Below are 22033 nucleotides of genomic sequence, written 5' to 3'. Positions count from 1 at the left end.
CGGTGCCGCGCCGTGCCGGGCGCCCAGCGCCGGGCGCGGCGGCGCCCGCCCCCGTCCAGCCGTCCCAGCCGTTCGGAGAACCAGCCGTGACCGCCTTCGCCCCCGACTCCCTGGTACTGAACCGGAAGCTGCCGCTCTGGTACCAGGTGTCGCAGTCGCTGCGCGCCTCGATACTCGGCCGCACCCCGGACGCCTCGCTGCGGCTGCCCACCGAGGAGCAGCTCGCCGAGCACTACGGGGTGAGCGTGCTGACCATGCGGCAGGCGCTCAAGGAGCTGGAGGGCGAGGGCCTGATCAGCCGGCACCGGCGGCGCGGCACCTTCATCGAACCGGGGGCGCGGCGCGGGGCGCCGGTGCGGCTGCTGGGCTCGGTCGACGCGATCGTGGCGCAGCAGTCGGGCGACCTCACGACGGTGCTCGGCCGTTCCCGGACGGCGGTGGCCGGGGAGCTGCTGGAGCATTTCCCGGACACGGCCGAGGTGGTCGTCTTCCGGCGGCTCCGGCACGACCGGGAGAGCGGCGAGCCGACCAACTGGGCGGAGAACGCCGTACTCCCCGAGGTCGCCGCGTCGGTGGACCCGGCCGACCTGGTGCGCTGGCCCATGACGAAGGTGCTCCGGGACGTGGTGGGGGTGCGCATCAGCCGGATCACGGACACGGTGGAGGCCCGCCTGGCCGATCCGGAGACGGCCGAACTGCTCCAGGTGCCGCTGCTCAGCCCGATCCTGCACTACACGGGGGTCACCTACGACGAGGACGGCCGGGTGGTGGACGTGGCGCGGATCCGCTACCGGGGCGACCGGTTCTCCTTCACGGTGACCGTCGACGCCCCCTGACGGCGCCCGCACCCCGGGCGCCTGACCGGCGCACCCCCCGCCGGCGCACCCACCCCCGGCCCGCGCTCCGTGACCGGTGCCGCGGGACGGGTGCCCCGTGACGGGTGCCGCGTGACGGGTGCCGCGTGACCCGTGCAACCTCATCGGCGCCAGCGCCGGCGCCAGCGCCGGCCCCGGTCTCTCGGCGCAGGCCGTCAGTCGCGCTCGTCCTCGGCGGTCCGCTCCCCTTCCGCCTGTGAGGGGGTGGTCCGCATCGTCTGGGGGTGGCGTTCCTCGCGCTGGCGCTCGTCCATGTCCTCGTCGAGGCGCTCGCCCTCGGCCTGCGACGGAGTCGAGTATTCGTCGTACTGACTCATGGCCGTCTCCTCGGTCGACGGTACGTATGCGTACACAAGGAGCGTATCCCTTCGGCCGGTGGCCAGCCCGGCCGCCGGCCCCGTCGCTACCATCTGCCGGGTGAGCGATGACGTACCGCTGCTGGACGATCTGATGCCCTGGACCACGGGCGGGCTGCGCCTGGGCCGGGACTGGGTGGCCGCGCCCGATCCGGCCGCACTGCGCGCCCGCTGGGCGGCTCTGGCCGGCGCCGAAGGGCCCGAGCGGGAGCGGTTGTTCCGGCCGAGCCGCAGCCGTACGCCCGCCGCCGGCGCAGCCGCGCTGCCGGGTCAGCGCTCGGGCACGGCGCGGTTCGCCGACGAGCCGGGCCCGTGCCCCGACCCCGTACGGGTCCTCCGCGAGCCCTTCGACGAGCAGTGGCTGCTCCCGGACCAGCGGCTCATCGACGCGGCCCGCCCGGAGCTCTGGCGGGTCCGCGACGCGCACCAGCTGTTCCTCGTCGAGGTGCCGGACCTGCTGGTCACCGCGCACCTCCCGGCCGGCCGGCTCGGCCGGATCCGCCCGCTGCACCGCCGCCCCGGCGGCGCCGAGCCGAATCTCGCCCCGGGCCTGCTGCACCTGCTGGGCGGGCGCCACGGCGGCTGGGTCACCCCCGAGGACGTGCTGTGCTGGGTCCTCGCGGCGGGCCGCCCGTCGCCGCGGGGCCACGAGGTCCCGCTCGCCGCCGATCCGGAGCGCTGGCGCGCCGGGCTGGAGCTGGGGCACCGGCTGCTCTCGGTGCACCTCCGGGGGGCCCGCGGCGGGGAGCCGCCCCGGCTGCCCGGGGGGCGCCGCCCGTACGTCCGCTCGGCCGTCCCGGCCCGCCCGCAGGAGCTGGGCTACGACCCCGGGACCGAGACGCTGACCCTGGGCGGCGGAACCGTCTCCCCCGTGCCCCGGGAGGCCTGGGAGTACGAGGTGCAGGGCGTGCGGGTGCTGGAGGCCTGGTTCGCGGCCCGCACCGCACACCGCCGCCCGGACGCCGAGGGACTGGACGCGCTGGGCCCGGCCGAGTGGCCGCAGGGCTGGACCTCCGAGCTGCTGGCCCTGGTCACGACGCTGGCGCTGCTGGCCGCCCTGACCCCGGAACGGGCCGCGTTCGAGCCGGGCCCCGGCCTGTCGGCGACGGAGCTGCGCGCCGCCGGCGTACTGCCGGCGCCGCGCTGGACCCGGCGCCCGGCATCGGTGCTCGACCACCGGGAGGAGGGCCCGGGCGGGCAGTTCGCCCTGCTCTAGGAAGCGCCGGGCCGGCGCCGGGCCGGGCGGCGACCCGGCGGCCGGGGCTCCCGGGGGTGACAGACCGGGGTCCCAGCCGGTAGGCACAGCTGTCATGAACCACGATGCGCAGCAGTCCGACCCCCTGCCCCTCGCCGGCATCACCGTCGTCTCCGTCGAACAGGCCGTCTCCGCCCCCTTCGCCACCCGGCAGCTCGCCGACCTGGGCGCGCGGGTGGTCAAGGTCGAGCGGCCCGACGGGGGCGACTTCGCGCGCGGCTACGACACCGCCGCACACGGCCTCGCCTCGCACTTCGTGTGGGCCAACCGCGGCAAGGAGTCGCTCGCGCTGGACCTGAAGGACCCGCGCGGCCGGGAGGTCCTGCACGCGCTGCTGGCGGACGCGGACGTCTTCGTCCAGAACCTCGCGCACGGGGCGGCCGCGCGGCTCGGCCTCGACGCGGCCACGCTGTGCGGGCGCTACCCGCGGCTGGTCGCCGTGGACGTCTCCGGCTACGGGCCCGACGGCCCGTACGCCCACAAGCGGGCCTACGACATGCTGGTGCAGTGCGAGGCCGGGCTGGTCTCGGTCACCGGGACCCCGCAGTCGCCCGTCAAGGCGGGCATTCCGGCGGCGGACATCGCGGCCGCCATGTACGCCTTCTCCGGGGTCCTCGCGGCCCTGCTGCGGCGCGGCGCCACCGGTCGCGGGGGCAGGGTGGAGGTGTCCATGCTGGACGCCCTCGCCGAGTGGATGGGGCATCCGCTGCACCACACGATGCACGGCGGGGAGCAGCCCGTACGCACGGGGCTGGCGCACGCCGTGATCGCGCCGTACGACGCCTATCCGACGGCCGACGGGGACCGGGTGCTCCTGTCGGTGCAGAACGACCGCGAGTGGCGGCGGCTGGCGGAGCGGGTGCTGGGCCGGCCGGAACTGGCCGGGGATCCCGCGTACGGGACGAATGCGGCCCGCACCGCCCACCGGGAGCAGACCGACGCGGTGGTCGCGCAGGCCATGGCCCGGCTGACGGCGGACGAGGCGATCGAACGGCTGGAGGAGGCGGGTATCGCCTGTGCCCGGCTGAACTCCGTGGCCCGGCTGGCCGCCCATCCGCAGCTGGCGGCCCGGGACCGCTGGCGGGAAGTGGACTCGCCGGCCGGCCCGTTGCGGGCGCTGCTGCCCCCGATCGGGCTGCCGGGTGGCGCGGCACCGCACATGGGTGCGGTGCCGGCGCTCGGCGAACACACCGAGGCCCTGCTGCGCGCCCTGGGGATGACGGGCGCGCAGATCTCGGACCTGCGCCGGGACGGTGTCGTCGCGTAGAGGGTGCCGGAGGGCGGACGGTTGCGGTGCGGGGACGGTTCTACGAGCGGCGGCTGCCGAAGAGCGTGCGACGCAGACGGCGCAGCGGCGCGAAGAGCGAGACGCGCGCGCTCCGGCTCCGCAGGCGGTGCGTGTGGTCGCGGGAGGTGAGCTCGCGCATCAGCAGCGTTGCCTCGGCGGTCTCGCGGTGCGGCAGGGCGGGACCGCCCAGCACGGCGAGATGGCGGTCGAGGCGCGAGCTGGTCGCACCGCTGCCGCAGGTGATGGCAGGCACGCGTGGCGGCCTGCTGCGCATTGCTATCTGTTCCATGTTCTCTCCCCACCCGTACGAGGGCACCCGGCCCGGGCAGGTTAACCCTATCGCCCCCGCGTCGCGCCCGGGTATCCCGGTGGTGTGAATTACCCCTGGGGCGACGGATGTTGACGATTACTCAGCGGAGTCAATCGTCACTCTCCGCACAGATGGGGCCGGTTCACCACCCCTCCTCCACAGTCCGGCCACAACAGGGGCCCCTTTGCCTGCCCTGCGGTAACGTGGAGTGATCGCCCGATGACACGTGGATGCACAAAAGACGCACTGGGGGGTTCGCGTGAGCGGCAACGTGGGTGGCGCGGACGGCCATGCGCCCGGGGACGCGGCGGGGCATTCGAGTGACGGTCGAGTGCTCGCGGGCCGGTACCGGCTGCTCGACCCGATCGGACGCGGCGGCATGGGCACCGTCTGGCGGGCCCGGGACGAGGTGCTGGCCCGCGAGGTCGCCGTGAAGGAGGTGCGGGCCCCGGCCGCCCTGCCGGATTCCGAACTCCAGCGGATGTACCGGCGGTTGGAGCGCGAGGCCTGGGCGGCGGCCCGGATCTCGCACCGCGGGGTCGTCACCGTCTACGACGTGGCCACCGAGGACGGCCGGCCGTGGATCGTCATGGAGCTGGTGCGCGGGCTCTCGCTGGCCGACGTCCTGGAGGCAGAGGGGCGGCTCTCCCCGCAGCGGGCCGCCCACCTCGGGGAGCAGGTGCTGGCCGCGCTGCGCTCGGCGCACGAGGCGGGGGTGCTGCACCGGGACGTGAAGCCCGGCAACGTGCTGGTCGCCAACGACGGCCGCGTGGTGCTGAGCGACTTCGGGATCGCGAGCCTGGAGGGGTCCGCGGCCATCACCATGACCGGCGAGGTGGTCGGCTCCCCCGAATACCTGGCGCCGGAGCGGGCGTTGGGCCGCGATCCGGGGGCCGAGGCGGACCTGTGGGCCCTCGGGGCGATGCTGTACGCAGCAGTCGAGGGGACCACCCCCTTCCGCCGGGACAGCCCGCTCGCCACCCTGCAGGCGGTGGTGGAGGCGGAGCCGCCGCCGCCGCGCCGGGCCGGGCCGCTGGCACCCGTCCTGGAGGGGCTGCTGCGCAAGGACCCGGCCGAGCGGCTGTCCGCGGCGGAGGCGGCCCGGATGCTGCGGGTGGTGGGCGCGGGCGGGACCGTGCACCCCGCGGGCGGTCCGGGGCCGGACACGCCGGCGGCGGTGGCACACCCCGGGCACGAGCCGCACGGCGGCGGCACCCGGAGCGGCGCCGGGGCGGGCGGTGCGGCCGCGGCCGCCGCGCCCGGGTACGGCGGGCCGTCGCCTGCGTCCGTCGGCGGGGCGGCCCCTCCCCGGGGGCGGGCCGCCCTCGTGTTGGCGGTCGGGGCCGCCTTCCTGCTGCTGGCGCTGTCCGTGCTGGTCTGGCTGCTGCTGAAGGACCGCGCGGACACCCGGGACGACGGCGGCGCCCCGGGCCCGGGGCCGGCGGCGAGCTCCCCCGCGGGCGGCTCCGGCGCCCCGGGGCCCGCCGCGTCCGCCTCGGCGTCGACCTCGGCGTCCGCGTCGGCGGACGGCGGCCAGCAGGTGGTCGCGTACGTGGACGCCGTGCGCACGTCCTTCACGGGCAACTGCCCCCCGGCCGAGGGGCGCGCGCCCGCTTTCGCCGCCACGGTCGAGGTGGAGCGGGTGCCGGCCGTGCTGGAGTACCGCTGGGCCACGCGCAGCGGCAGGACCTCGGGGCCGGGCTGGCAGACCGTCACGTACGAGACCGGCGGGCCGCGGAGCCGGAGGCTGGAGCACAGCGAGCTGACGCACGTACCGGGTTCGGTCCACCGGGACGCCGTGCGGCTGGAGGTGCGTGCGCCCGTTGAGCTGGCCACCTCCTGGGTGGAGACCTCGGTGGCCTGCGAGAAGGTCGGGCCGAGCACCCCGGCCCCGTCCACGAGCGGCTCTGCCGGGCCCTCGGCCGCCCCGTCGGCGAGCGCGTCGGCCGGGGTGTCCCCGGAGGCGTCGCCGGAGGGGACGCCTCCGGGGGGATCGCCGGACCCGTCGGCGGGGGGAGGTCCGGCGCAGGAGGCCCCCCGGCCGTAGCCGGGGGGCGTGCGGGGCGGGATCGTCCGGTCAGGCGGCGTTGGTGAAGACGGGCAGGTAGCCGCCGGACTGTCCGGCGGCCGTGGGGTGGTAGGACTCGCCGATGTTGAGCCAGTTGACGCTGTGCAGCCATGCGGCGCCGGAGCAGATCTCGTGGCCGGTGAAGGCGCCCGCGACCGAGGCGAAGGTGAAGCCGTGGTCGGCCGCGCGTTTGGCTATGGCGGCGTTGAGGTGGTCGGACGCGCCGTTGATGGCGGTGCGTTCGCCCTCGGTCAGGCCGGTGGTGCAGGTTCCGTTCAGCTTGTAGAAGCGGGGGTAGCCGATGACGACGACGCGGGCGGCGGGCGCGCGGCTGTCGATGGCGTTGTAGACCTGGTCGAGCAGGCCGGGCAGGGTGGTGTCGACGTAGGCCTTGGCCTGGTTGACGCGGTTCACGCAGGTGGACTCGGACTGGAGCACACAGGTCGTCATGACGTCGGAGAATCCGGCGTCGTTGCCTCCGATGGTGATGCTGACCAGGTCGGTGCCGGAGTTCAGCGGGGCGAGCTGGCCGGAGAGCACATCACCCGTCCGGGCGCCGGAGCAGGCGGTGAAGGAGAAGGTCTGCGGGGCGTGTGCGGCGGCCCACAGGGCCGGGTAGGCGCGGCTGGTGCGCTTGCAGTTGCCGCTCGCACCGTCGTAGTTGCCGGCGCCGACGCCGGAGGAGTACGAGTCGCCGAGCGCGACGTAGCCGAAGTCGGCCTGGGCGGCGGAGGCGTGGGCGGCGCCGAAGAGGGTGGCTCCGGCGGCGAGCAACAGGGAGGAGATCAAGGCTGCGGAACGCGACAGTCTCATGCTCATGTGTGCGGCTCCTTGTGGGGGTTACTCCTGAGTCCGTGGTACAAGGAGCCGGGCCTGTCTGGAAGTGTTCATGCCAAGAATATTCGGGGCAGGGTTGCCGTCCGAATCTTCACCACCAGGACGTTTGACACCGAACCCGGGCGCCCTATCCGGCGAAACACGGGTGCATCGGGGCAGGCCGTGCCGGATCATGGGCGCCATGCCAGCCAACCCGCATGACGCGCTGCCGATCCGGCTCAACGTCGACGACAGCGACTCGCCGTCGGACGTCGTCGACGCGCTGTTCCTCGGCCGGTTCGCGTCCGGTGAGCAGCCGTACTCGCACAGCGTCACCATCGAGCGGGTGAAGGCGGGCGCCACCCTGCTGCCGCCCGGGGCCACCGTGTTGCGCTCGGCACGCGACACCGACCGCAGTGCCACCCTGGCCGAGGGCGAGGGCTGGACCATGCTCGTCTCCCGGTGGAGCCGCGGCGCGGACGTCACCGTGACGGCCGTCAGCGACGAACTCGCCGGCCTCGTGCTCGGCGAGGCCACGGAGGGGGTGCAGGACGAGCCCGAACCCCAGCCGGAGAACGTCACGATGGGCTTCTGGTACGTCTCCCCGCGCCGCGGTCCGTACCGGACGACACGCCAGATCGCGGCGGGCACCTGGCCCGAGGTGCGGTCCAACTACACCGCTCCGGTGGCCGGGGCGATGGACCGGCTGATGAAGGTCACCCCCGACGACATCGCCGGCCGGCTACTCCTGCTGCACGGGCCTCCCGGGACCGGCAAGACCTCGGCGCTGCGCACGCTGGCCCGCTCCTGGCGGGACTGGTGCCAGGTGGACTGCGTCCTGGACCCCGAGCGGCTGTTCAACGACGTCGGGTACCTGATGGACATCGCGATCGGCGAGGACGAGGGCACGGCGAAGGGCCGCTGGCGGCTGCTGCTGCTGGAGGACTGCGACGAGCTGATCCGCGGCGAGGCCCGGCACACCGCCGGCCAGGCGCTGTCCCGGCTGCTGAACCTGACGGACGGTCTGCTGGGCCAGGGCCGCAACGTCCTGGTCGGCGTCACCACCAACGAGGACCTGGAGCGCCTGCACCCGGCAGTGGTCCGGCCGGGCCGCTGCCTGGCCCGCATCGAGGTGGGCCGGCTGACCCACCCGGAGGCGGTGGACTGGCTGGGCACGGACGAGGGCGTCTCCCGCGAGGGCGCCACCCTGGCCGAGCTGTACGCCCTGCGCCGCGGCACGGGCCCGGCGGCGGTCCTGCCGCTCCAGCCGCACGGCGCCGAGCCGGGCCTCTACCTCTAGCGGGCCGTCTCCTGCGCATCGCCGGCCGCTCGTGCGCATCGCCGGCCGCTCGTGCTCGTCGCAGGCCGTCTCGTGCTCGTCGCAGGCCGTCTCGTGCTCGTCGCAGGCCGTCTCGTGCGGATCGCCGGCCGCTCGTGCTCGTCGCCGGCCGTCTCGTGCGGATCGCGCCGGGCCCGGGCCGGGTGTCCTGCCGCCCGGGGTCAGTCCGCCGCGTACCGGGCCCGGAGGGCGGCGGTGGCCGCAGCCAGGGCTTCGGCCTCCGTCAGGCCGAGGCGGCGGGCCCGCTCCGCGAACGCCTGCGCGGCAGCCGCGGCCTCGCGGGCCGCGCCCCCGCCCGCCGCGGCGACGAAGGTCCCGTTGCGGCCCCGCGTCTCGACGACCCCGTCCCCCTCCAGCGCCCGGTACGCCTTGGCGACGGTGTTGGCGGCGAGCCCCAGTTCCTCCGCGAGCCCGCGCACCGTGGGCAGCTTGAACCCGGCCGGCAGCCTCCCCGACCGGGCGCGGTCCGCGATCTGCGCGCGCAGCTGTTCGTACGGGGCGGCCGAACCGGCCGAGCCGTCGATGGTGATCTTCAGGTTCGTCGGGGTCACCCGGCCGATTCTCCCCCATCGCCGGTTAATTCGGAGGCGCCCGGAGCGGGCCCGGACGTAGCGTCTGGCGCATGACCGTCCCCGCTCCCGCCCCGGCCTCCGGCGCCGTCCTCGTCCGCGACCTGCGCCCCGGCGATCCCTCGGACGCCGAAGCCGTCGTCCGGGTGCGCCGCGCCGCCCTCCCCTTCATGATCACCACGGCCGAGGGGGTGGCGTACGAGGTGGCCTCGGCCCATCCGGCGAGGGCGCACCGGATTCTGGTCGCCGAGACCGCCGGCGGGCTCGTCATCGGCACGGCCCAGGCCGGCCTCGTCCACGACAGCCCCGAGCCCGGCCACTCGTACGCGAACCCGTACGTCGACCCCGCCCACCGGGGCCTGGGCGCGGGCCTGCTCCTGCTGCGCGCGGCCGAGGAGCACCTGGCCGCCGCTGGCGCGGTCGACACCCACGTCTGGGTGCTGGACGAGCCCGCGCACCGCGCCTTCGCCGAGCGGCGCGGCTACGGCCCCGGCCGGTCCGCGCACTTCCTGCGGCTGGACCTGGCGGGTGCGGCCCTGCCGTCGTTCCCGCAGGCCCTCCCGGCGGGGGTGGAGGTGCGCTGCGGCGCCGACTTCGCCGCCGACCCGCGGCCGTTGTTCGAAGCCGACGCGGAGGCGAGCGCGGACGAGCCGGGCGACGTGCCGGTCTCCCTCGACGACTACGAGGACTGGCTGACGGGCATCTGGCGCAACCCGACCCTCGACAAGGAGCTGACCACCGTCGTCCTCGTCGACGGCACGGTGGCCGCCTTCACCGCCGCCCAGACGGACGGCGCGACCCGCTACGGCTCGGCGATGACGGGCACCCGGCGCGCTTTCCGGGGCCGGGGCCTGGCCACCCTCGCCAAGACCGTCTCCCTGCACCGGGCCCGGGCGGCCGGGTACACGGAGGCCTTCACCGGCAACGATGCGGGCAACGAACCGATGCTGGCGGTCAACAACCGGTTCGGCTACGAGATCTGCGCGACCGAGACGCGTTACGCGAAGACCCTGGAGGCAGTGTGAACGGCCGGCTGCTGACCGTCGTCCTGACCAAGGCGGGACGCACCAAGATCCGCTACCCGGCGGCGCAGCTCGCCGACGACGGCGACCGGATCTCCGTGCGCGCCCCCTGGGCGGCCGAAGGCGTACGCGATTTCGGCTTCGTCCGCTTCGAGCCGGGCGACGTGTTCGTCGAGCACTTCTGGCGGACGCGCTGGTACGCGGTCAAGGAGGTGTGGAGCGCCGACGGGGTCCTCAAGGGCTGGTACTGCGACGTGACCCGGCCGGCCGTCCTGCGGGCCGGGGAGGTCCTCGTGGAGGATCTGGACCTCGACCTGTGGGTCTCGGCGGACGGCAGCCGGGTACTGCGCCTGGACGAGGACGAGTTCGCGGCGAGCGGGCTCGCCGAGCGCGACCCGGAGGCGGCCGGCCGGGCGGTGCGCGCCCTCGACGCCCTGACCGACCAGGCCCGCACCCCGGCGGGGCTCGCCGCGCTGCTCCGCTGAGGGTCCCGGAAGCGCGGCTCCGGGGTCTGCGGAGGCGGTTCCTCAGCCCCCGCTTACCCCTTCCTTAAGCGGATCCTAAGGATCCTCCCGGAGGGCCCGATCCCGGGGGAACGGGCTGTCCCGGCGGTTAGCTTGGCGGGGCCAGGGAGGGCCGGATGCGGCGCCGGGACCCCACGGGGGCGGCGCCGCACAGCCCGGTCCACTGGCGCAACCCTGCCTTGCGCCCGAAGGAGATCCACCCATGCCCGCACGCAGCACCGCCGCCCGCACCGCGACCCGCATCGCCGCCGCCGGCCTCGCCTCGCTCGCGGTGGCCGCGTACGCCGCCGTCCCCGCGGCGGCCCACGGTTCGATGACGGACCCGGTCAGCCGGGTGGCCGCCTGCTACGCGGAGGGGCCGGAGTCCCCGCAGTCCGCAGCCTGCAAGGCGGCGGTCAAGGAGAGCGGGGCGCAGGCGTTCTACGACTGGAACGCCGTGAACATCGCCAACGCGGCGGGCAACCACCGCTCCCTGATCCCCAACGGCCGGCTCTGCTCCGCGGGCAACGACAAGTACCGCGGTCTCGACCAGGCCCGCGCCGACTGGCCGGCCAGCCCCATGACCTCGGGCGCGCACACCTTCCGCTACAAGGGGACCGCCCCCCACAAGGGCTCCTTCGAGCTGTACGTGACGAAGGACGGCTACGATCCGTCGAAGCCGCTGAAGTGGTCCGACCTGGAGCCCGCGCCCTTCGCGAAGGCCACCGACCCGGGCATGCAGAACGGTGACTACGTCTTCTCCGGCACGGTTCCCGCCAAGTCGGGCCGCCATCTGATCTACAGCATCTGGCAGCGCTCGGACAGCCCGGAGGCCTTCTACACCTGTTCGGACGTCGTCTTCGGCAAGGACAACGGCGGCGGGGCGGGCACCGGAACCGGAACCGGAACCGGCACCGGCACCGGCACCGGCACCGGCAAGCCCACCGGAAAGCCCGGTGGCAAGCCGACCACCGCCCCGACCGCCGGCGCCGGGGTGAAGCCCTCCGCCACGCCTTCGGAGCAGGCGTCCGACGCGCCCGAGGGCCCGCCGGCCAAGGTGCCGACGGACCAGCAGATCGCCGACGGCGCGGAGAAGTCGAGCGTGGAGCACCACGGCCACGGCGACAACGACCCGAAGACGAACGGCGCCGCCGGCTCCCCGGTCCCCGCCCCGGCCGCGCCCTCGGCCGCCGAGGACGGCAACCTGGCGCAGACGGGCGGCAGCAGTGCCACCCCGATGCTCGCGATCGCCGGGGCGGGCGCCCTGGCCGCGGGCGCGGCCGTGCTGTTCGCCGTCGCCCGCCGCCGCGCCGCCGGGGGCGCCTCGCGGCGGTAGCCGGCAGGGCCTCGGCGGGCGCCCGCGCCCGGCCGGGGCCTTCAGGGCCGCCTGTGCACCGGCCGGGTCAGTCGAAGACCGAGGCGCAGGTGGTCCGTTCCGCATGGGCCGGGTCGAGGGCGTTGACCGCCTCGTGCCAGGCGATCCGGTCGGTGAGCCCGATGGCGACGTGCTCGGAGAGGTCCACGGCGCACAGGTCCTGCAGGACGACGTTCTTCACGTTCGCCCCGTCCAGGAAGCCGCTGCGGTAGGGCGTGACCACCTCGTCGTACCGGGTCGCGATCACCGTGTACTTCACGCCGGGCACGGTGTCCCCGCCGGCGTTCAGCCTCTGCAGGAAGGCCGATCCGGCGATCTGGTCGGCGAGGCCCGGCGTCGCGGTGCTCACCAGGTCCTCGGCGCCGGGGAAGTACGGCAGCAGCCGGGTGAAGCCGAGCAGGTCGGTGCCGTGGTTGTCGGGGGCGAGCCCGACCAGGGCGTTGACCTTGGCGGCGCCGCCGAGGAACTTCAGGTAGTGGCGCGGCATCATGCCGCCCTGTGAGTGGCCGATGATGTCGGTCTTCGCGGAGCCGGTGGAGGCGAGCACCTTGTCCACGAAGACGTCGAGCTGGGCGGCGGACTTGTCGATGGGGCCGAGCCCGTTGAAGAAGGGCACGCCGGGCAGTTGCCCGTAGTCGAGGGAGTAGACGCAGTACCCGCGGTGGACCAGGTACGGCGCGAGGCCGAGCCAGTTGTCCACGGAGTTGCCGAAGGTGCCGTGCACGAGGACGACGGGGCGCGGGTGCGCGGCGGACGGCTTGCAGGACCAGTTGTTCCAGCCGCTGCTGGGTGCGGACGCGGCCTGCGCGGCGCCGGTGGGGGCGACGAGCGCGGCGGCGGTGAGGGTGAGGACGGCCAGCGGGCGGAGCAGGCGTCTCCAGGGCAGCATCGTGTGATCTCCTTGCGGTTGCGACTCAAGGGGATGGAGCGTGGGGGTTTTCATCCCGTGATCCGGATCACAAGGGGGTGCTGCTGCCGTCAAATTACGGGCGGGTAGCACAACTGGGAAGTTACGCGTCGGTAAAAATCTCTCGTGTCGACCGGGACCCTGCTACGCCGCGAGCGTGCCGCGGGCGATGACGTGCGGGCCGAAGCGGGCGCGGACCCGGTCCGTGACGGCCTCCAGGCGGCGCGCCCGCTCGTCCTGCGGGTCCAGGCTGAGCTGCCGGGTGGCCCGTTCGGCCGCGCTCAGGTCCTCGGCCCGCAGGGACAGGGCCCGGACCCGGGCCCGCTGGAGGCCCAGTCCGGCGTAGAGGGCGTAGGCCGTGGCGGTCAACGCGGAGGAGTGGGCCGTGGGTTCGGCCAGGGTCCGGGTCCGGGTGAGCGTGGTGCGGTCGGCGCAGCGGACGGTGAGCGAGAGGGCCCGGCACACCTGTCCCCGCCCCCCGTCCGGCCCGTGCGTACGGAGCTTCGCGCCCAGTTCCTCCGTCAGCGAGAGCAGGGCCCGCCGGTGCTGTACGGGATCCAGCTCGTCGCGGTCGAAAGGCCGCTCGGCGGCGATGGACCGGGCCGACGCGCCCGGTTCGACGGGGGTCCGGTCGATGCCCAGGGCGCGCTCGTGCACCTCGCGGCCGAGCCGGACCCCGAGGATGCGCCGCAGGGTGGCGGGCGGGGCGGCGGCGACCTTGCCGACGGAGTCGAGGCCGTAGGAGCACAGGGTGCGGGCGGCCTTGGGCCCGACCCCGTCGAGGACTCCGACGGGCTTGTGCGCCAGGAACCCCCGTACGGCGGCGGGCTCGTCGGGGACCACCAGGGTCCCGCCGGGCCGGGCCGCCCGGGCGGCGGCCCGGGCCAGCATGGGGTTGCCCGCGACGCCGACGGTGCAGTCGACCCCGTACAGGGCGAGGGCGCGGACCCGGACCACGGCGGCCAGCCGGACGGCGTCGCACCCGAAGTACCGCAGCGCGCCGCGGACGTCGGCGAGGGCGGCCTCGGGCGGCAGGGCCTGCACGGCCGGGGTGAGCCCGCCGAGCAGGGCGAGCACCCCGGCGTACTGCTCCGCGCCCAGCGGCGTCCCGTCCGCGGGGTGCAGCCGCAGGCAGGCCACGACCCGCCCGGGCGCGGCCGGGTCCGGGCGGGGGGCTTCGGCCCCCGCGGCCGCGGGGGCGCCGGCGGCGGCAGCGGCGGTCATCCCGGGCTCCCCGAGCTGGAGTGCCACAGCTTGCGGCCGGTCGCCGAGCCCTCGCCCGGCGGCTGCAGGTCGGCCCAGGGGTTCAGCTCGTACCCCGTGGAGAGGCGGATCCGGCGGTCGGACCCCTTCGCGCCCGTACCGCCGTCGGCGCCCCCGCCCCCGCTCTCGCCGGCGCCCTCGCCCTCCGGGCTTCCGCCGCCGGTCCCGGCTGCGGCCCCGCCGGAGGCCAGGCGGGCCGCGACCGCGTCCAGGCCGCCCGTCCCCCGCAGCTCCACCAGTTCCGCCAGGTCCCACGCCGCCGCCCCGACCACGCTCAGGCTCTGCGGGCCGCGCCGCTGCACCACGCCCCGCACCAGCAGCAGGAAGGAGTGGAAGACGGTGTGCGCGCAGGACTCGTGGCTGTCGTCGAAGAAAGCCAGGTCGACCAGGCCCGTACCGTCGTCCAGGGTGCTGAAGATGACCCGCTTGCCGGAACGGATCGGCGGGGTCTGGGTGGCCGCCTTGGCCCCCGCGACCAGGACCGTCCGCCCGTGCTCGACGTCCCGCAGCCGCCGCGCCGGGACGACGCCCAGTTCGGCCAGGAAGGCGTGGTGGTCCTCCATCAGGTGCCGTGTGGTGTCCATCCCGAGCACCCCCAGCTCGGCGCTGAGCCGTTCGGTGTCGGTCAGGTCGGGCAGTCCGATGGCGGCCGTGGACCGGCCTCCTTCCAGGGGCAGTTGGGCTCCGCCGCGCACACCGGCGGCCCGCTGCGCGCCGTGCAGTTCCGTCACGTGCAGGAGCAGGTCGCGCCGGTTGGCGCCGAAGGCGTCCAACGCGCCGACCTGCGCCAGCCGCTGCGCCACCGGCCGGCCGGGGTGGGCCCGGTCCCAGAAGTCGCGCAGCGAGGCGTACGGCCGGCCGGCCTCGATCCGGGCCGCCTCGGCCTCGCTGATGCCGTGGACGTCGGACAGCCCCAGCCGCAAGCCCCACACCGGAGGCCCGTCGGACACCAGTTCGATCCGATGGGCGGCCGCCGACCGGTTCACGTCCAGCGGCAGCACCGGCACGCCCCGCCGCCGCGCGTCCGCCAGCAGCAGCCGCTTCGGGTACATCCCCGGGTCGTGGGTGAGCAGGCCGGCGTAGAAGGCCGCCGGGTGGTGCGCCTTCAGCCACGCCGACTGGTACGTCGGCACCGCGAAGGCCACGGCGTGCGCCTTGCAGAAACCGTACGAGCCGAAGGCCTTCACGATCTCCCAGGTCCGGCCGACCACCTCCACCGGGTAGCCGCGTTCCGCCGCCCGCGCCGCGAACCAGACCTTGATCCGGCCCTGCGACTGCGGATCGGACAGGCCGCGCCGCACCCGGTCCGCCTCGTCCCGCCCGCAGCCGGTCATGACGTTCACGATCTCGATGATCTGCTCGTGGAAGACCACCACCCCGTACGTCTCGCGCAGCGCGTCGGCGAGGTCCGGGTGCGGGAAGCGCGCCGGCGCCCGCCCGTGCCGGGCCTCGATGAAGGGCCGCACCATGTCGGCGGCCACCGGCCCCGGCCGGAACAGCGAGATGTCGACCACCAGGTCGCCGAAGGTGGCCGGCTGGAGCCGTCCCACGAGGTCGCGCTGGCCGGGCGATTCGATCTGGAAGCAGCCCAGGGTCTCCGCCGAGCGGATCAGCTCGTACGTGGCCGGGTCGCCCGGCGGGACCTGCGCGGGGTCGTCCAGGTCGAGCGCCCGTCCCGTACCGCGGCGGATCTCCGCGACCGCGTGCGCCATCGCGGACTGCATCCGCACGCCCAGCACGTCGAGTTTGAGCAGCCCGAGCTCCTCCACGTCGTCCTTGTCGAACTGGGACATGGGGAAGCCCTCGCCGCTGGTGGGCACCACGGGCGTGCGGGCGAGCAGCGAGGCGTCGGAGAGCAGCACCCCGCACGGGTGCATGGCGACCCCGCGCGGCAGCGCGTCCAGCGCCTCGACCAGCTCCCACAGCCTGCCGTACGACTGCCCCCGTACGTCCCGCAGTTCGGGCAGCTCCTCCAGTGCGGCGCGGGCGTCGCGGGCGCGGATGTGCGGGAAGGCCTTGGCGAGCCGGTCGGTGACCGCCGGGTCCATGGACAGGGCGGCGCCGACGTCGCGGATGGCGTGCCGGACCCGGTAGGTCTCGGGCATGGAGACGGTGGCGACGCGCTCGGCGCCGAACCGGTCGATGATCCGCCGGTAGACCTCCAGCCGCCGGGCGGACTCCACGTCGATGTCGATGTCGGGCAGGACGCGGCGGCGCTTGGACAGGAAGCGCTCCATCAGCAGGCCGTGCGCGACGGGGTCGGCGTGGGCGATGCCCAGCAGGTGGTTGACCAGGGAGCCGGCGCCGGAGCCGCGCGCCGCCACCCGGATTCCCATCTCCCGTACGTCGTCGACCACTTGGGCGACCGTCAGGAAGTACGAGGCGTAGCCGTGGTGGGCGATGATGTCGAGCTCGTGGTGCATGCGGTCCCAGTACGCGCGGTCGCCCGCATAGCCGCGCAGCACCATGCCCGCCGAGGCGCGGGAGGTGAGGACCCGCTGGGCGGTGCGGCCGGCGGCGCCGACGAGCCGGGCCTCGGGGAAGTGCACGGAGCCCATGCCGAGGTCGTCCTCGGGGTCCACCGAGCAGGCTTCGGCCGTCCGCCGGGTCTCTTCGAGCAGCCGGCGGGCGTCGGCGGGGCGCAGGCCGGCCGCGCGGGCGATCCGGTCGGCGGCCTCCGCCATGGCGGAGGCGTCCTTGAGCCAGCGCTCGCCGCTGTCGAGGGGGCTCCTGGGGTCGATGGGGACCAGGCGGCGGGACGCGTCGAGGATGTCGGCGACGGGGCCCTGGCCGGGGTCGGCGTACCGGACGGCGTTGGTCAGCACGGCCGGGACGCCCTGCTCGGCGGCGAAGCCGACGGTGCGGGCGGCCAGCCGGAGCGAGCCGGGGCCGGTGCCGGCGCGGCCGTGGTGGACGGCCTCCAGGCGCAGGGAGTCCCCGTAGACCTCCCGCCAGGGCGCGAGCAGCCGGGCGGCCCGGTCGGGGCGGCCCGCGGCGAGGGCCCGGCCCGGTCCGGAGTCGGGGCCGAGCAGCACGATGACGCCCTCCCCGGTCAGGTCGCCCCAGGCCAGCGCCGGCTGCCCGGCCGCCGTCCCGGTCCCGGCGCGAGCGTGGGCGGCGGTGACCATCCGGCACAGCTCGGCCCATCCGTGGGCCCCGTCGCGGGCCAGGAAGACGGCGCGGGGGGCGGACTCGTCGAGGAAGGCCCCGCCCTTGACGGGGGTGCGCCGGCGGTACGAAGCCTCGCCGGAGGCCGGGGAGCCCGAGACCGGGGAGCCCGAGACCGGGGAGGCGGGGCCCGGGGAGCCGTGTGCGGGGGAGCCCGCGCCGGAACCTCCCGGGCCCGGGGAGCCGGCGGGGCCCGGGCCGGCGCCCGGCGCGGCCGGTACGGCCAGGTCCACTCCGAACAGGGGCCTGATCCCGGCCTTCGCGCACGCCTTCGCGAACCGCACCGTACCCGCCAGGGTGTCCCGGTCGGTCAGGGCGAGGGCGTCCATGCCCCGCTCCGCGGCACGCTCCGCCAGCCGTTCCGGGTGGGAACCTCCGTAGCGCACGGAGAACCCCGAAACGGTGTGCAGATGCGTAAAACCAGGCACCCGCGGCCTCCTGCTTCGCTCGATGAACCTCCCCCCGTCATCCACCATAGAGCAATTCGAATACGCGTGCGAAACACCAGTTCGACCAGCCGGGTGGCCCGGTCTGCCGCCCGTCATCCGTTCGGCCCGCCCCTGCTGCGGCGCGTCGCGGCCCCGCAGAGCGTGGGGGCATGACCCAGCCCACCCAGAGCAACGACGCAGGTCCGTCCGGCGGCTTCCTCGCCGAGATCAAGGACGCCGTGACCACCCGGGCCGCGCTGCTGGTCCTGGGGGTGCTGGCGCTCCAGCTCGCCTTCATCACCTCGTACATCGGCGCCTTCCACCACCCGCGGCCCAGCGAGATCCCGATCGCCGTGGCCGCCCCCGCCGCCCAGGCCGCCGAACGGACCGCCCGGCAGCTCGACGGGCTGCAGGGCACCCCGCTCGATGCGCGTGCGGTCCCGGACGAGGCCACGGCCCTGACCCAGGTCAAGGACCGGACGGTGGACGGCGCACTGATCGTCGACCCGGCCGGCACCACCGACCGGCTGCTGGTCGCGGGCGGCGCCGGGGCCTCGCTCTCCCAGGCCCTCGAAGAGATCGTCGGCCTGGTCGAGAAGAGCCAGGGGCGCACCGTCCGGGTCACCGACGTGGCCCCGGCCGCCGCGGGCGACGCACGCGGGCTGAGCTCCTTCTACCTGGTCGTCGGCTGGTGCGTCGGCGGCTACCTGTGCGCCGCGATCCTCGCGATCAGCGCCGGCGCCCGGCCCGCGAACACCGCCCGCGCCGTCATCCGGCTCGGCGCGCTGCTCCTGTACTCCCTCGCGGCCGGGCTGCTCGGCGCGGTCATCGCGGGGCCCGTCCTGGACGCCCTGCCCGGCAGCCTGACGGCCCTGTGGGGGCTGGGCACCCTGGTGGTCTTCGCCGTCGGCGCCCTCACCCTGGCCCTGCAGGGGCTGGCCGGCGTGGTCGGCATCGGCCTCGCGATCCTGCTGGTGGTGGTGTTCGGCAATCCGAGCGCGGGCGGGGCCTACCCGTATCCGCTGCTGCCGCCGTTCTGGAGCTCCATCGGCCCGGCCCTGCCCCCGGGCGCCGGCACCTACGCCGCCCGCTCCATCGCGTACTTCCACGGCAACGGCGCGACCGGACCCCTGCTGGTCCTGGCCGGCTGGGCGGTACTGGGCTCCGCGGTCACGCTGGTCTGCGCGCTGTCCCGGCGGGGCCGGTCGGGCGCCGCCGTGGGCAGCGGGCTCGCCGACGACGCCCCGGGGGTCCCCCGGTTCGCCTCCGCCGGGGAGGCCGAGGGGCCGGGAGCGCGGTGACACCGGGCCGGGGAGCGGGGTGTTCACCCCGCTCCCCGGCAACCGGCCCTCCCGCCGGGCCGGGCGCGGCCGCCGGGGGCCGCTCCCGCTGCGTCAGCCGGCCCGGTGGACCACCTCGCCCGCGACCACCACCGTCTGTGCGACCGTGCCGGGGATCTGCTCCGGCGGGACGGACAGGATGTCCCGGGACAGCACCACGAAGTCGGCCGCCTTGCCCACCGTCAGCGAACCCCGCTCCGCCTCCAGGAAGTTGGCGTGGGCCGAACCCATCGTGTAGCCGTGCACGGCCGTCTGCACGTCCACCGTCTCGGCGGGCTGCCAGGCCGGGCCGCCGCCCGACAGCGGGCGGCGGGTCACCGCGGTGTAGATGCCGACCATGGGGTCCATCTCCGCCACGTTCCAGTCGCTGGAGAAGGCCAGCACCGCTCCCGCCTCGTGCAGGCTCCGCATCGGCCAGGCCTTGTGCCAGCGGTCCGCGCCCACGTTCTCGGCCCAGTCCTGGCCGGGGCCCGCGATCTCCGGCGCGCAGTGCCTGGGCTGCATGCAGGCGACCACGCCCAGCTCGCGGAAGCGCGGGACGTCCGCCGGGTCCAGGCATTCCACGTGCACGACCTGGTGGCGGGCGTCCCGCGGCCCGTTCACGGCCCGGGCGTGTTCGACGGCGTCCAGGACGGTCCGGATGCCGCGGTCGCCGGTGGCGTGCACGAAGCACTGGAAGCCCCGCGCGTCCAGCTCCGCCAGCAGCTCGGCGAACTCCTCGGCCGGGTAGAAGGTCTCGCCCCGGTGGTGGCCGCAGCCGGCGTACGGCTCCAGCAGCGCGGCCGTCCGCGGTTCCACCACGTCGTCGATGTACAGCTTGAGCGGGCCCACCCGCAGCCGGTCGCCCGCGTACATCCGTGCGGCCCCCGCGAAGGCGGCGAGCTCCTCCGGCGTGGTGCCCCGCGGGTGGAACAGGGCCGCGACGATCCGCGAGCGCAGCCGGCCCTCGGCCCGGGCCCGCTCGTAGAGCTCCAGGTCGTCCAGGGAGTTCTGCGGCTCCACCACCGTGGTGATGCCGAAGCCGATCGCGTCGTCCAGGCTCCGGGCGAGGCGCCCGTACTGCCGGTCCTGCGAGGCCCACGGCACGCCGAGGTCGCGCAGGGCCCGGTGGCCCTCGCGGGAGAGCCCCTTGACGGCGAAGTCCGTGACGAAACCGGTGGGCTCGCCGCTGTCCGGGTCCGTTGCGGCGGTGCCGAAGGGCAGGTCGGTGCGGTCCCGGGCGATGCCGAGGCGGCGCATGGCCGCCGTGTTCAACCAGGCCGTGTGGACGTCGTACGAGAGCACGAACGCGGGGGTGTCCCCGGTGGCGGGGTCCAGGTCCGCGGCGGTCGGCATCCGCCCGCCCGGGATCGCGGAGTAGTCGAAGGCCTCGGCCTCGATCCACCCGGCGTCCGGGTGCTCGGCGTGCCAGGACCGGATCCGTTCGTGGATGCCCGCCAGGGTGCGCACCCCGGCGAGCTGCACGCAGGCGGCGTCGGAGCCGAGCCGGACGTGGTTGTGCGCGTCGATGAAGCCGGGCAGGACGAGCCGGCCGCCCGCGTCGATCCGCTCGGTGTCCGGGCCGGCCCAGGCCTGCGCCCCGGCGTCGGGACCCACCCAGACGATCCGGCCGTCGTGCACGGCGAGGGCCTCGGCCTCGGGGAGGTCCGGGTCGACGGTGTGGATGCGCGCTCCGGTGAGCAGGAGGTCGGCGGGGAAGGGCTGGGCGGTGCCGGGCATGGGCTGGTGCTCCTGTGCAGAGGGGGGTGGGGTGGTCAGGCTGCGGCCGGGGTGTACGCGGGCACCCGCCGGGCCAGGGCCCAGTAGGCGAGCCCGGAGACCACCGACCCGAGGAGGGTGAGGTCGGCTCCGCCGAGGGGGGCCACCAGCGGCCCGGTCCACAGGGCGGAGTCGCAGGTCAGGGCGGCGAAGGCCATGCCGGCGAGCAGCGCGGCCATGCCGGCGGGGTGGTAGCCGGAGCGGTACCAGTAGGCGCCCCCGCTCCCGGCGTGCAGGGCGTCGGCGTCGTAGCGGCAGCGGCGCAGCAGCATGTCGGCGAGGAAGACCCCGCCCCAGGGGGCGAACACGATGATCAGCAGGGAGAGGAAGGAGAGCAGGGAGGTGGTGAAGTCGGTGAGGAACAGGGCGGCGAGCGAGCCCGCGGCGGTGACCGCGGCGCTGATCACGAGGGCCCGGGAGCGGCTCCAGGGGATGCCGAGGACCTGGAGGTTCAGGCTGGAGGAGTAGAGGGTGATGATCGAGTTGGTGACGGAGCCGCCGAGTACGAGGGCCAGGAACAGCGGCTGGAACCAGCCGGGCAGCAGCCCTTCGGTCCCGGCGACGGCGTCGGTCATGTCGGTCCGGGTGGCGGCGGCGGCCCCGCCGATGCCGAGGGCCACGGAGGAGGCGAACCCGCCCAGCGCGCCCGCCCAGGTGATCGACTTCAGGGAGGTGGTCCGGGGCAGGTAGCGGGTGTAGTCGGCGGGCATCGGCAGGTACGAGAACGGCCCGGCCAGCATGACGACGAAGGCGAGGCTCCAGCCGGACAGCCCGGGCCCCTCGGCGGGGGCCGCGGTGTCGGCGCCGGGCAGCAGGAAGACGAGCAGGACGCCGAAGCCGGCGGCGAGGACGTAGGCCATCCAGCGTTCGGCGAACTGCACGGTGGCGTGGCCCCACATCGCGACCGCGAAGGTCAGGGCGAGGGTGACCGTGAGGGCGAGGGCCCGCATCGCGGTCCCGGAGCCCAGGCCGGCCTCGGCGAGGAAGACCTCCAGGGCCAGCGTCCCGACCACGGTGTTGACGATGGTGTAGCCGATGCTCACCACCCAGTTCAGGACGCCGGCCGGGAGGTTCCCGCGGACCCCGAAGGCGGCGCGGGAGATGACCAGGGTGGCGGTTCCGGTGCGGATGCCGCCGAGCCCGGCGGCGCTGATGGCGAAGAAGGACAGTCCGCTGATCACGACCACGGCGGTGGCCTGCAGGAACGAGAGCCCGAAGGCCACGGCGAGCGCGCCGTTGATCACGTAGGTGAAGGTGAGGTTGGAGCCGAACCAGAGCCAGAAGAGGTCCTTGGCGCTGCCGTGGCGTTCGGCGTCGGGGATGGGGTCGATCCCGTGGGTCTCGACCCGGAACACCTCGTCGACGTCGGCTGTCTCCTGCTGTCCCATGCGGG

Annotated in this window: 18 protein-coding genes; 9 read left to right on the top strand and 9 right to left on the bottom strand. The window is 75.3% G+C overall.

The genetic code is table 11. The features are described 5' to 3' along the window. Positions 1-86: 86 nt before the first annotated feature. Entirely contained in the window at positions 87-836 is a 750-nt protein-coding gene (locus ACLJTM_RS26970; RefSeq protein ID WP_411106332.1) for a GntR family transcriptional regulator, read from the top strand. A gap of 194 nt (positions 837-1030) precedes the next feature. Here the strand turns inward: ACLJTM_RS26970 and ACLJTM_RS26965 are convergent, their stop codons facing one another. Continuing rightward, on the bottom strand, positions 1031-1192 hold the full coding sequence (locus ACLJTM_RS26965; RefSeq protein WP_411106331.1) for a hypothetical protein: 162 nt from the start codon (positions 1190-1192) through the stop codon (positions 1031-1033). 133 nt (positions 1193-1325) lie between these two features. On the opposite strand from ACLJTM_RS26965, the gene ACLJTM_RS26960 reads away from it, so the two are divergent. Next, complete coding sequence (locus ACLJTM_RS26960) at positions 1326-2447, top strand: type ISP restriction/modification enzyme (RefSeq protein ID WP_411106635.1); 1122 nt, start codon at positions 1326-1328, stop codon at positions 2445-2447. 94 nt (positions 2448-2541) lie between these two features. After that, entirely contained in the window at positions 2542-3753 is a 1212-nt protein-coding gene (locus tag ACLJTM_RS26955; RefSeq protein WP_411106330.1) for a CaiB/BaiF CoA transferase family protein, read from the top strand. A 40-nt stretch (positions 3754-3793) separates the two neighbouring features. Here ACLJTM_RS26955 and ACLJTM_RS26950 read toward each other — a convergent pair whose 3' ends face one another. Further along, positions 3794-4063 carry a hypothetical protein gene (locus ACLJTM_RS26950; protein ID WP_267760327.1) on the bottom strand — a complete coding sequence of 90 codons (270 nt, stop codon included), beginning with the start codon at positions 4061-4063 and terminating at the stop codon, positions 3794-3796. Positions 4064-4463: 400 nt separating this feature from the next. Between ACLJTM_RS26950 and ACLJTM_RS26945 the strand changes: the two genes are divergently transcribed. Next, positions 4464-6131, top strand: a complete 1668-nt coding sequence (locus ACLJTM_RS26945) for a serine/threonine-protein kinase (protein ID WP_411106634.1) — start codon at positions 4464-4466, stop codon at positions 6129-6131. A 30-nt stretch (positions 6132-6161) separates the two neighbouring features. Here the strand turns inward: ACLJTM_RS26945 and ACLJTM_RS26940 are convergent, their stop codons facing one another. Further along, positions 6162-6965, bottom strand: coding sequence for an SGNH/GDSL hydrolase family protein (locus tag ACLJTM_RS26940; protein WP_411106633.1), 804 nt, complete (start codon positions 6963-6965; stop codon positions 6162-6164). A 205-nt stretch (positions 6966-7170) separates the two neighbouring features. On the opposite strand from ACLJTM_RS26940, the gene ACLJTM_RS26935 reads away from it, so the two are divergent. Continuing rightward, positions 7171-8268, top strand: coding sequence for a DUF5925 domain-containing protein (locus ACLJTM_RS26935; protein WP_411106329.1), 1098 nt, complete (start codon positions 7171-7173; stop codon positions 8266-8268). A 200-nt stretch (positions 8269-8468) separates the two neighbouring features. Here the strand turns inward: ACLJTM_RS26935 and ACLJTM_RS26930 are convergent, their stop codons facing one another. After that, positions 8469-8858, bottom strand: a complete 390-nt coding sequence (locus tag ACLJTM_RS26930; RefSeq protein ID WP_411106328.1) for a GntR family transcriptional regulator — start codon at positions 8856-8858, stop codon at positions 8469-8471. Positions 8859-8929: 71 nt separating this feature from the next. Between ACLJTM_RS26930 and ACLJTM_RS26925 the strand changes: the two genes are divergently transcribed. The 3 genes from ACLJTM_RS26925 to ACLJTM_RS26915 all read left to right on the top strand — a co-directional run bounded on the left by ACLJTM_RS26925 (position 8930) and on the right by ACLJTM_RS26915 (position 11737). After that, positions 8930-9901 (top strand): GNAT family N-acetyltransferase, encoded by a 972-nt coding sequence (locus tag ACLJTM_RS26925; protein ID WP_411106327.1) that lies wholly within the window; start codon positions 8930-8932, stop codon positions 9899-9901. Continuing rightward, positions 9898-10383, top strand: coding sequence for a DUF402 domain-containing protein (locus ACLJTM_RS26920; protein WP_411106326.1), 486 nt, complete (start codon positions 9898-9900; stop codon positions 10381-10383). The genes ACLJTM_RS26925 and ACLJTM_RS26920 overlap by 4 nt, the downstream gene beginning before the upstream one ends. 241 nt (positions 10384-10624) lie before the next feature. Continuing rightward, the gene (locus ACLJTM_RS26915; protein ID WP_411106325.1) at positions 10625-11737 is read left to right on the top strand and encodes a lytic polysaccharide monooxygenase; all 1113 of its coding nucleotides are present in this window, start codon (positions 10625-10627) and stop codon (positions 11735-11737) included. A gap of 67 nt (positions 11738-11804) precedes the next feature. Here ACLJTM_RS26915 and ACLJTM_RS26910 read toward each other — a convergent pair whose 3' ends face one another. The 3 genes from ACLJTM_RS26910 to ACLJTM_RS26900 all read right to left on the bottom strand — a co-directional run bounded on the left by ACLJTM_RS26910 (position 11805) and on the right by ACLJTM_RS26900 (position 17542). After that, positions 11805-12665 (bottom strand): esterase/lipase family protein, encoded by an 861-nt coding sequence (locus ACLJTM_RS26910; RefSeq protein ID WP_411106324.1) that lies wholly within the window; start codon positions 12663-12665, stop codon positions 11805-11807. 162 nt (positions 12666-12827) lie between these two features. Then, positions 12828-13907: a hypothetical protein gene (locus tag ACLJTM_RS26905; RefSeq protein WP_411106323.1), complete on the bottom strand. Its 1080-nt coding sequence runs from the start codon at positions 13905-13907 to the stop codon at positions 12828-12830. Beyond that, on the bottom strand, positions 13904-17542 hold the full coding sequence (locus tag ACLJTM_RS26900) for a DNA polymerase III subunit alpha (RefSeq protein ID WP_411106322.1): 3639 nt from the start codon (positions 17540-17542) through the stop codon (positions 13904-13906). The genes ACLJTM_RS26905 and ACLJTM_RS26900 overlap by 4 nt, the downstream gene beginning before the upstream one ends. A 170-nt stretch (positions 17543-17712) precedes the next feature. On the opposite strand from ACLJTM_RS26900, the gene ACLJTM_RS26895 reads away from it, so the two are divergent. Further along, on the top strand, positions 17713-18843 hold the full coding sequence (locus ACLJTM_RS26895) for a DUF3533 domain-containing protein (protein WP_411106321.1): 1131 nt from the start codon (positions 17713-17715) through the stop codon (positions 18841-18843). 93 nt (positions 18844-18936) lie between these two features. Here ACLJTM_RS26895 and ACLJTM_RS26890 read toward each other — a convergent pair whose 3' ends face one another. Both ACLJTM_RS26890 and ACLJTM_RS26885 read right to left on the bottom strand, forming a co-directional pair. Next, entirely contained in the window at positions 18937-20601 is a 1665-nt protein-coding gene (locus ACLJTM_RS26890) for an amidohydrolase (protein ID WP_411106320.1), read from the bottom strand. A 35-nt stretch (positions 20602-20636) separates the two neighbouring features. After that, entirely contained in the window at positions 20637-22028 is a 1392-nt protein-coding gene (locus tag ACLJTM_RS26885; protein WP_411106319.1) for a purine-cytosine permease family protein, read from the bottom strand. Between the last annotated feature and the right edge of the window lie 5 nt (positions 22029-22033).

Origin of the sequence: Streptomyces sp. cmx-4-9, assembly GCF_046548835.1 — a bacterium.
Taxonomy (GTDB): Bacteria; Actinomycetota; Actinomycetes; order Streptomycetales; family Streptomycetaceae; genus Streptomyces.
This window is presented reverse-complemented; position numbering and strand designations above follow the sequence as displayed.

Coding starts and splice junctions, on each gene's coding strand:
- ACLJTM_RS26965 (WP_411106331.1), bottom strand. CDS start 1,192: ATGAGTCAGTACGACGAATACTCGACTCCGTCGCAGGCCGAGGGCGAG.
- ACLJTM_RS26960 (WP_411106635.1), top strand. CDS start 1,326: ATGCCCTGGACCACGGGCGGGCTGCGCCTGGGCCGGGACTGGGTGGCC.
- ACLJTM_RS26955 (WP_411106330.1), top strand. CDS start 2,542: ATGAACCACGATGCGCAGCAGTCCGACCCCCTGCCCCTCGCCGGCATC.
- ACLJTM_RS26950 (WP_267760327.1), bottom strand. CDS start 4,063: ATGGAACAGATAGCAATGCGCAGCAGGCCGCCACGCGTGCCTGCCATC.
- ACLJTM_RS26945 (WP_411106634.1), top strand. CDS start 4,464: ATGGGCACCGTCTGGCGGGCCCGGGACGAGGTGCTGGCCCGCGAGGTC.
- ACLJTM_RS26940 (WP_411106633.1), bottom strand. CDS start 6,965: ATGAGACTGTCGCGTTCCGCAGCCTTGATCTCCTCCCTGTTGCTCGCC.
- ACLJTM_RS26935 (WP_411106329.1), top strand. CDS start 7,171: ATGCCAGCCAACCCGCATGACGCGCTGCCGATCCGGCTCAACGTCGAC.
- ACLJTM_RS26925 (WP_411106327.1), top strand. CDS start 8,930: ATGACCGTCCCCGCTCCCGCCCCGGCCTCCGGCGCCGTCCTCGTCCGC.
- ACLJTM_RS26915 (WP_411106325.1), top strand. CDS start 10,625: ATGCCCGCACGCAGCACCGCCGCCCGCACCGCGACCCGCATCGCCGCC.
- ACLJTM_RS26910 (WP_411106324.1), bottom strand. CDS start 12,665: ATGCTGCCCTGGAGACGCCTGCTCCGCCCGCTGGCCGTCCTCACCCTC.
- ACLJTM_RS26905 (WP_411106323.1), bottom strand. CDS start 13,907: ATGACCGCCGCTGCCGCCGCCGGCGCCCCCGCGGCCGCGGGGGCCGAA.
- ACLJTM_RS26895 (WP_411106321.1), top strand. CDS start 17,713: ATGACCCAGCCCACCCAGAGCAACGACGCAGGTCCGTCCGGCGGCTTC.
- ACLJTM_RS26890 (WP_411106320.1), bottom strand. CDS start 20,601: ATGCCCGGCACCGCCCAGCCCTTCCCCGCCGACCTCCTGCTCACCGGA.
- ACLJTM_RS26885 (WP_411106319.1), bottom strand. CDS start 22,028: ATGGGACAGCAGGAGACAGCCGACGTCGACGAGGTGTTCCGGGTCGAG.